Annotated in this window: 9 protein-coding genes, 1 tRNA gene and 2 pseudogenes; 11 read left to right on the forward strand and 1 reads right to left on the reverse strand. The window is 36.5% G+C overall.

Annotated features, from left to right (window positions below; genetic code table 11):
* The first annotated feature begins 552 nt into the window (after positions 1-552).
* Together AFK68_RS21855 and AFK68_RS46045 are read left to right on the forward strand one after the other, a co-directional pair.
* A tRNA-Pro gene (locus tag AFK68_RS21855) sits at positions 553-626 on the forward strand.
* Between the two features lie 385 nt (positions 627-1,011).
* Positions 1,012-1,161 (forward strand): hypothetical protein, encoded by a 150-nt coding sequence (locus tag AFK68_RS46045; RefSeq protein ID WP_371357494.1) that lies wholly within the window; start codon positions 1,012-1,014, stop codon positions 1,159-1,161.
* Here the strand turns inward: AFK68_RS46045 and AFK68_RS46050 are convergent.
* On the reverse strand, positions 1,148-1,273 hold the full coding sequence (locus tag AFK68_RS46050; RefSeq protein WP_371357495.1) for a hypothetical protein: 126 nt from the start codon (positions 1,271-1,273) through the stop codon (positions 1,148-1,150). The two genes, AFK68_RS46045 and AFK68_RS46050, sit on opposite strands and share 14 nt — an antisense overlap.
* On the opposite strand from AFK68_RS46050, the gene AFK68_RS46055 reads away from it, so the two are divergent.
* From AFK68_RS46055 to AFK68_RS21895, 9 genes and pseudogenes are all read left to right on the forward strand, one after another.
* Complete coding sequence (locus tag AFK68_RS46055) at positions 1,272-1,487, forward strand: hypothetical protein (protein ID WP_371357496.1); 216 nt, start codon at positions 1,272-1,274, stop codon at positions 1,485-1,487. The genes AFK68_RS46050 and AFK68_RS46055 overlap by 2 nt on opposite strands.
* A gap of 33 nt (positions 1,488-1,520) precedes the next feature.
* Positions 1,521-1,697 (forward strand): hypothetical protein, encoded by a 177-nt coding sequence (locus AFK68_RS46060; protein WP_371357497.1) that lies wholly within the window; start codon positions 1,521-1,523, stop codon positions 1,695-1,697.
* 30 nt (positions 1,698-1,727) lie between these two features.
* Positions 1,728-2,444 carry a hypothetical protein gene (locus AFK68_RS21865; protein WP_094675050.1) on the forward strand — a complete coding sequence of 239 codons (717 nt, stop codon included), beginning with the start codon at positions 1,728-1,730 and terminating at the stop codon, positions 2,442-2,444.
* Positions 2,445-2,679: 235 nt separating this feature from the next.
* Complete coding sequence (locus AFK68_RS39480) at positions 2,680-2,817, forward strand: hypothetical protein (RefSeq protein ID WP_210407554.1); 138 nt, start codon at positions 2,680-2,682, stop codon at positions 2,815-2,817.
* Between the two features lie 1,237 nt (positions 2,818-4,054).
* On the forward strand, positions 4,055-5,020 hold a 966-nt coding region (locus tag AFK68_RS39485), incomplete at its 3' end, for a proline dehydrogenase family protein (RefSeq protein WP_210407555.1).
* Between the two features lies 1 nt (position 5,021).
* Positions 5,022-5,760: pseudogene (locus AFK68_RS46065) on the forward strand (proline dehydrogenase family protein); the annotation flags it as partial.
* A 1-nt stretch (position 5,761) separates the two neighbouring features.
* Positions 5,762-7,455: pseudogene (pruA, locus tag AFK68_RS21885) on the forward strand (L-glutamate gamma-semialdehyde dehydrogenase); the annotation flags it as partial.
* A 94-nt stretch (positions 7,456-7,549) separates the two neighbouring features.
* Positions 7,550-7,797 (forward strand): DNA cytosine methyltransferase (locus tag AFK68_RS21890; protein WP_143438132.1); only part of this gene is annotated, 248 nt, incomplete at its 3' end.
* A 525-nt stretch (positions 7,798-8,322) separates the two neighbouring features.
* A complete protein-coding gene (locus tag AFK68_RS21895; protein ID WP_246844343.1) occupies positions 8,323-8,520 on the forward strand; it encodes a DNA cytosine methyltransferase in 198 nt (65 codons plus the stop codon).
* Positions 8,521-8,824 lie beyond the last annotated feature (304 nt).

Below are 8,824 nucleotides of genomic sequence, written 5' to 3' on the forward strand. Positions count from 1 at the left end.
GGGGAGTAGGGGAGTAGGGGAGTAATTTTTTGGCTCAACTATTCGCCAGAAATCCTAACTTTTTGATTTTTCGGGAACCGTGCATTAAGCAGCTCAAAACCAGGTACTTTTTTAAGACCTAAAAATGCTAAAACCTTTATTTGTCAATTGTTTTATATTTAATCAGCAAGCCTTAGTTAGGATAAATTGGAATTATAGATGTTAGGGAGTAGGGAGTAGGGAGTAGGGAGTAGGGAGTAGGGAATAGTTAGGAGAAATGGGAATTAATAGAGTAGGTAGTCGGATATTTTGTCCCTTGATTTTTCTGCCTTTGTCTGCTAAAAATTCTAACTTTTTGCAGCTCTAGCAACCGAAAAGCTAGCATTTTTTCGACTAAAAAAAGCTAAAGCCTTTATCTGTCAATTTTTTGAGATTTAATCAGCAAGTCCTAGTTAATGATAATTGATATAATATCTCTGGCAATATGCTATAATAAAAAAATGTGCCTTGGAATATTTTGAGTAAAATTAGTTGCCAAAATGTGATATGGCGTGATATAATAGTTAAGGTTTACGGGGCGTAGCGCAGCTTGGTAGCGCACCACTTTGGGGTAGTGGGGGTCGTGGGTTCAAATCCCGCCGCTCCGATTTATTCATGGCAAGGGTTCCAGTCTTTTCCTTTAATCTCTTGTTTCCATATACCTCTTTAAAAATACTACATAAATACAACATCACGAAAGAGTAAAAATATTTAGACTTCTGGTATAACCTATTTTTCTATAAAAATTCCTATTTATAGATGATAACTTATGCCGATACTTTTATTAAACCCTATTTCAACACCTCGACACCAGGGAAATAGAAAGTCAAATTTAAAAAATTATTTCTGAAAAATTGCTGAGGGATGACTTTTTATTTCTAACGCTTAAGCAGAGCGGTAAAAGGATTTAACATTATTTTAGGAACTTAATGTCTCCAGGTTGGAGCTTTTAATAAGGTACAAACAAAATACTTAAAAATAGGAGCTAAAACAATGAAATACTTTTCAGTTTTTATGGAGCTATTACGAGAGAGACAGAAGTTTCTAGAAGATATTCGTCAAGGTCATCAACTTAAGGATAAAATATTAGGTTTATTAATTTCTAGTGCTGTATTTTTTGCTATTTTATTTATGGTGCAATAATAGGGAGTTCAAATAGTTGGTTACAAGCATCTTTTTCGGCTGTTAAGTTACCAGCATTATATTTATTAACTTTAATTATTTGTTTTCCCACATTATACTTTTTTAATGTCATGTTTGGTTCTAAAAAAACCTTTGAACAATTTTTGACATTATTAATGACTGCAATGGCATTAATTGCAGTTTTATTATTTGGCTTTGCACCAGTTAGTTTGTTTTTCCTCTTGTCTATAAATAATTATCAGTTTTTTGTATTATTGAACGTTGTCATTTTTGCAGTTACAGGCTTTTTAGGGGTACAATTCTTTTACCAAGGAATGAATTTTTGATCTGAAGAAGATGGAGAAGGAAAAGAAGTTAGATTGAAGATTTTGCGATTTTGGTTGGGATTATATGCTTTTGTGGGATTTCAATTAGGATGGACTCTACGACCTTTTTTTGGAGCACCAGGAGAACCTTTCCAAATTTTTAGAGACAACCAAGATAATTTTTATTTAACGATTATCAATCTAATTACCAGTCTTTTAGGATTGAAATAAAATTTTTCTGAGAGCAAATGTGAAATAATTATGCAACGTAATTTACAAGATTTAAAAATTACAGAATTAGAGGTGAAGAAGTTAAGCGGTAAAAGTTTGAGTGATATATTAATGGTGAATTTATATCAGTTACCATTGGGATTTAGTAGGAAACAACTTTTATCAATTATGTTGAATCAAATTGTTGTATTTGGTTTAACTTTAATTATTTCTCTACCTCTAACTTTATTGATGATTACGAAGACAAGTTATGCTTCTGATGACCCTCGCTTAATCAATCTATTTATCAAAATTGTTTTCGGAATATCATTGGGTATTACTCTGTGCTGGAATATTTATATGTGGTGGAAAACTAAACCACTCAAAGAACTAGCAAAATTGCAGAATGAGGTAAATAAATATAATCAGGTAATTGCAGCGGTAGAAATTATGGATAAATTAGCTGCGGTAGGAAATTTAGAAGTAAATTTGATTAATCGAAATGATGTAATTAAAGCATTACAAGTAACTAGAGAAAGTTTGATTTGTGCAATACAAACAGAAAGAATTTTACGGGAAAATCAAGATTTTATTATGAGGCGCTATGAATTATTTGCCAGTATGGAAAATAATTTATCTGCTCTAATGAATTTTGATGTTAAAAATCAAGCAACTGAATATGGAAAATTACTGAATGAAGCATTAGAAATTGGTATGAGTGTGCAGAAAGAAGTACGAATTTTGTCTGGAGTTTCGGTAGAGAAATAATATTAATAAAAGAAGGAAAAGGGAAGCTTGCTTCTAGCATTTGTAATAAACATTTATCACACTTGGTATAACCCTAAATAATTTGTGAAAAAAAACTGTCGGGGTTTGGTTTGCAAATTCCATTTACGCTTTGGTTTGGAGACCAAAACCCTACGATTAAATGTTAAAACCTATTTATAATTGCTAAATTATCATTAATTTTAACAGCTACAAGATTCGGTTTTGAAAGTAAAATATGGTAATCTATAAGTCAGCAAAAATAGCTGATAAACGAATGACCAGATTTATCCACGACCAATTTGCTAAAGATTATTTAGAAGAACTATTATCACAATTTGGAGAATGTCAAGCACCTCTATTAAATCCGCAATGAAATTAGACAAGTGGATGTCTTTTTTGCACCAACAACTGGAGCAAAAAATGCACCATAAGTATTAGGATTATTAGGAAAATTAGCCTCTACTATTTCTTTCTTTGAACCTTTCCGTAATCCTATAACTATTAATTAAATTCAGACTTGTCTATTACACATCTCCAACAATAAAAAATCAAATCAATTATCGTAGATAAATCATCAATTATTTCCCCCCTATTCCCTATTCCCTATTCCCTCTTTTCTGGAGATGTATATTGGAATTATGAGAAGTTTATACAGATTATCTCGGTCGAGCGAATCGAGAAAAGACTAAGATTACTGAGGATAATTATCCGAAATTATGGATTTTAACACCCACTGCATCAAGTAAAATACTAGAGAATATTGGCGCTAAAACTGATGGGGATAATTGGGGCGAAGGAGTTTATTTATTAGCTCAATTCTTGAGAACTGGATTAGTAGTAATTCATCAATTACCAGAAACATTAGATACTTTAAAATGCTTTGTTTTTGTTATCTTCTTTGCGTAGTAATTTAGAAGTAAGTTCAGAATTATAACAAGAAGATAGGGAGTTGATTATGCACTTATCACCACTTTTATTATACAAATTAGAAACTGCTACTTAGTCAGGTATAGAGCAAGGTTACCGAATTGAACACACTGCAATTATTGAGAATTTGTTGATAATAAAGTTTAATTCTTTAGATGACAAACTTAGGAATATTATTGAACCAATTTTGTTTTTATCTCCAGAAGAATTTTCCTCTTTACTATTACAGTTATCTTAATTATGTCGTGAGGAATTATTGGGAAGATTTAGTAGTGAGAGTTAATAGGAGAATTTGAAATCAAAAAAGGGCGATCGCTTATCATATAAAATCTGACTCTAAACTACACAAACCGGGTTTGTATTAGAGGCCCTACTACACTGACATCTGTCTCCCATAAACCCGGTTTCTTATCATACTCGAAAGCAAGGGGATTTGCTCTAAAAAAATCTATTTTAGATGTCATAGGATAAATAGTACAATTGATTAATTTCTGTTAATTAACAAAGTAAAAGTATCGTCACAGAATACCTTTTAAAGTAGAATTGAAATACAAGAACATATTGGACTAAAAGTACCGGAAACAATATCGGAAAAACACTAAACTTTAAATCAATTTTAGTGATAAATACCTAAATTAATCCGATACACAATCCCAATTAATTTAACCATACTTTAGAAAAAAATGGTCGCACAAATATCCGATAGTAACTACGAAACCAAAACCCAAGAAATAGCCAAACAACTCTTGACAGCAACTCAAGAAAAAAATCGTTCTTTCTTAGGTCAATTGCAAAATCAAATGCGGTGGGATGATAAACTCCTTGACTGGGCAATGGCAAGTCCGGGTTTGCGGGTACAACTATTTCGTTTTATTGACTGTTTACCAGCATTACGGAGTAAACCAGAAATAGCCGCTCACCTTCAAGAATATTTGACTACTGAAGAAGTCGAACTACCAGAAGCACTGAAAAAACTGCTCAATTTTGCTAACCCAGACTCCGTTCCTGGTCAACTAGCAGCTACTACTGTTGCACCCGCAGTAGAAACCCTTGCTCATAAATACATTGCCGGGGAAAATGTCAAACAAATTATCAAAACTCTAGAAAAACTACGGAAAGATAAAATGTGCTTTACCGTAGACTTGCTTGGGGAAGCAGTCATCACTGAAACTGAAGCACAGTTATATTTAGACCGTTATCTCGAACTGATGACTCAACTCTCCCAAGCTGCTAACAAGTGGTCATCAGTTCCCCAGATAGACGAAGCAGAAGGAAAAAAACTACCACGAGTACAAGTATCAGTAAAACTTACAGCATTTTATTCCCAGTTTGACCCCCTTGATGTCAAAGGTAGTCAAGAACGAGTTAGCGATCGCATCCGAACTCTACTCAGACGTGCCAAAGAACTCGGTGTAGCAGTTCACTTCGACATGGAACAATACACCTACAAAGACCTAACCATTGCTATTCTCAAAGAATTGTTGATGGAAGAAGAGTTCCGCAACCGTAGCGATATCGGCGTGACGACTCAAGCATATTTGCGGGATAGCGAAAAAGATTTGCAAGGTATTATTGACTGGGCAAAAAATCGAGGTTGCCCCGTTACTGTTCGACTCGTCAAAGGAGCATATTGGGATCAGGAAACCATCNCCTACAAAGACCTAACCATTGCTATTCTCAAAGAATTGTTGATGGAAGAAGAGTTCCGCAACCGTAGCGATATCGGCGTGACGACTCAAGCATATTTGCGGGATAGCGAAAAAGATTTGCAAGGTATTATTGACTGGGCAAAAAATCGAGGTTGCCCCGTTACTGTTCGACTCGTCAAAGGAGCATATTGGGATCAGGAAACCATCACAGCTTTACAAAACGACTGGCCACAACCAGTATTTAATGATAAACCTGAAACTGATGCCAACTTTGAAAAGCTGACTCAGATGATGCTAGAAAATCATCAATATATTTACTCAGCTATCGGTAGTCATAACGTTCGTTCTCAGGCAAGGGCGATCGCCATTGCAGAAACTCTAAACGTGCCTCCGCGTTGTTTCGAGATGCAAGTTCTCTATGGTATGGGCGACCAAATAGCAAAAGCATTAGTTGACAAAGGTTATCGCGTCCGAGTTTATTGTCCCTACGGCGACCTATTACCAGGAATGTCATATTTAATTCGTCGCCTCTTGGAAAATACTGCCAACAGTTCATTCCTCAGACAAAGTTCAGAAAACAAACCTTTAGAAGAATTATTGGCAGCACCTACTACCAACGGCAAAACTACAATTCACGATATTGTCAAACCAGTTTTCCCCAATGCTGCGGATAGTGACTATGCTAATGCACAACAACGGGAACAAGCTCTAAATAGCATTGGCAAAGCACGACTTCAGTTNTCTTGGAAAATACTGCCAACAGTTCATTCCTCAGACAAAGTTCAGAAAACAAACCTTTAGAAGAATTATTGGCAGCACCTACTACCAACGGCAAAACTACAATTCACGATATTGTCAAACCAGTTTTCCCCAATGCTGCGGATAGTGACTATGCTAATGCACAACAACGGGAACAAGCTCTAAATAGCATTGGCAAAGCACGACTTCAGTTAGGAAAAACCTATCTACCAATTATCAATGGTGAATACACAAACACTGCACAAATAGTTGATTCCGTCAACCCGTCAAACCCCAAAGAGGTTGTTGGCAAAATTGGTTTAATCTCCGTCGAACAAGCAGAACACGCAATTAAAGCAGCAAAAGCAGCATTTCCTGGTTGGAAGAAAACACCAGTGCGGGAACGGACAGCAATATTGCGCAAAGCTGCCGACTTAATGGAAAAACGTCGCCACGAACTGACAGCATGGATGGTTTTAGAAGTTGGTAAACCCCTTAACCAATGTAATGCCGAAGTTTCTGAAGCTATAGATTTTTGTCGTTATTATGCTGATGAAATGGAACGGTTAGATATGGGTTATAAATATGATACCGCTGGAGAAACTGACCGTTATTCTTATCAACCCCGTGGTATTTCTTTGGTGATTTCCCCTTGGAATTTTCCTCTAGCTATTCCTACTGGAATGACGGTTTCATCTTTGGTGACTGGTAACTGCACGTTGTTGAAACCTGCGGAGACATCATCGGTTATTGCTTCTAAAATTGCTGAAATTTTGGTAGAAGCGGGTTTTCCTAAAGGGGTATTCCAATTTGTTCCAGGTAAAGGTTCCAGCGTTGGTGATTTTATGGTGAAACACCCAGATGTTAATAGTATTACTTTTACTGGTTCTCAGGAAGTAGGTTGTCATATCTATGCTGAAGCTGCAATTTTGCGACCAGGGCAAAAACATCTGAAGCGAGTTATTGCTGAAATGGGTGGTAAAAATGCGATTATTGTGGATGAAAGTGCTGACCTTGACCAAGCAGTTGCTGGTGTTGTCTATTCTGCTTTTGGATATAGCGGACAGAAATGTTCTGCTTGTTCGCGGGTTGTGGTGTCGGCACCAATTTATGATGCTTTTGTGGAAAGGTTGGTAGAAGCTACGCGATCGCTCAATATAGGAGATGCAGAGAAACCAAGTACCCAAGTTGGTCCGGTAATTGATGATAAGGCGCAAAAGCGAATTCAGGAATATATTGCCAAAGGTAAGCGGGAAGCAAAAGTTGCTATTGAGATGACTGCGCCAGAGGATGGTTATTTTGTCGGTCCAGTGGTATTTAAGGATGTGTCACCAAATGCGACTATTGCTCAGGAGGAAATATTTGGTCCGGTTTTGGCAGTGATGAAAGCGCAGAATTTTACTGAGGCGTTAGAAATTGCTAACGGAACGAATTTTGCTTTGACTGGCGGGTTGTATTCTCGGACTCCTTCTCACATTGAACGAGCAAAAGCAGAATTTGAAGTAGGGAATATATATATTAATCGTGGGATTACCGGAGCGATCGTTTCCCGACAACCGTTTGGTGGGTTTAAGTTGTCTGGTGTAGGTTCAAAAGCAGGAGGTCCTGATTATTTACTGCAATTTTTGGAACCGCGCACGATAACTGAGAATGTGCAAAGGCAAGGTTTTGCACCTATTGAAGGTGTGGATAGTTGAGGTTAGATTGAGTTGTAGGGACGTTAGATGCAACGTCCCTATCTAGCAATGCCAAGGAGGGGAGTCGGAACAAAAATAATTACAATGCACCACCTTGAATGGTTATGATATTACCAAAATTTCTGAGTTACCTTGGCAAGTCAATCTGATAATTGGTGGAGTTCCTTGTCAACCTTGGTCTATTGCTGGAAAGTTACGGGGTTTTGATGATTCTAGAGGAAAACTTTGGTTTGATACGATAGTAGAAATATTTAAAAGAAAAGCTGCTTGTGTTGTAGCAACTTTATCTGTTTCAGTTTCAGTATTTGTATCTTTCATAAACTGTTTCGGAACATATAACGGNAAAAGCTGCTTGTGTTGTAGCAACTTTATCTGTTTCAGTTTCAGTATTTGTATCTTTCATAAACTGTTTCGGAACATATAACGGATAAACTGGATAACCAAATACCCATGAAACCACAAAGAATTTAATTTGGCAAATAATTTTTGATTTTTTAGTATTGACTTATAATAGTAATCTTAGTAGGAAATTTTACAATTACCCAAAATCTCAACTTAAAATAATTGCTATAATTCCTAATTGGGCGTTGGTGATTTGAGGTATGATATCCTGCCCGGATAAAAGCGTGAACAAAAAACTTTCTCCTTCTACTACTCTTTGCTTCTTCTTTCTTTCCTTCTGACTCCTGACTCCTAAATAATTAAGATTAACAGGACTTACGCATAACAACCATATCTAGTCGGTGCGAATCGCGATTCGCACCTACAAATGGTGTATAATTTCATTTTTTCCGTAACTCCTGATTAATATCATACAGTAATTCACCAACGCCCTTAATTCTAGTAAGAATCACAAAAAATTAACTCATGTCTGGTAATATCATTAATTCCCCAACCCAATTAAGCTTTTTTAACCTTGAGAAACCTATTAATTTGCAAATATATGAGCATCGGTTCACTTTTATAGATTTATTTGCGGGTATTGGTGGATTTAGAATTCCTCTAGAAGAATTAGGAGGTAAATGTTTAGGATATTCAGAAATTGTGCGACTCGTTGGCCACTAAACCAGGAAAACTGAGTATAAATGGCCTTCCGTAGCTAATCTTAAAGGAGTTTAAATATTTGGCTACTGGAAAACTCTTATCTCCTTCGAGGTGAAATTCCTCCGCCTTGTTGTTGGGTAGAAAGCATAGGCCACACTGATGAGAGTGAATATCAAATTGGTGAAGCTGGTCTAAAAGCGGGAAAATACCAGTTACCTAGGAACGATACCGCAAGCAAAGACTGAGTGCGACTCGTTCCTGTTAGGAGCCTTTAGAGACTAAAGGGGTATGAACAGGGTCTAACGAGGCCACAGAGGAAGAGCCT

The sequence above is a fragment of the Hydrocoleum sp. CS-953 genome (genome assembly GCF_002260545.1).
GTDB lineage: Bacteria > Cyanobacteriota > Cyanobacteriia > Cyanobacteriales > Microcoleaceae > Trichodesmium.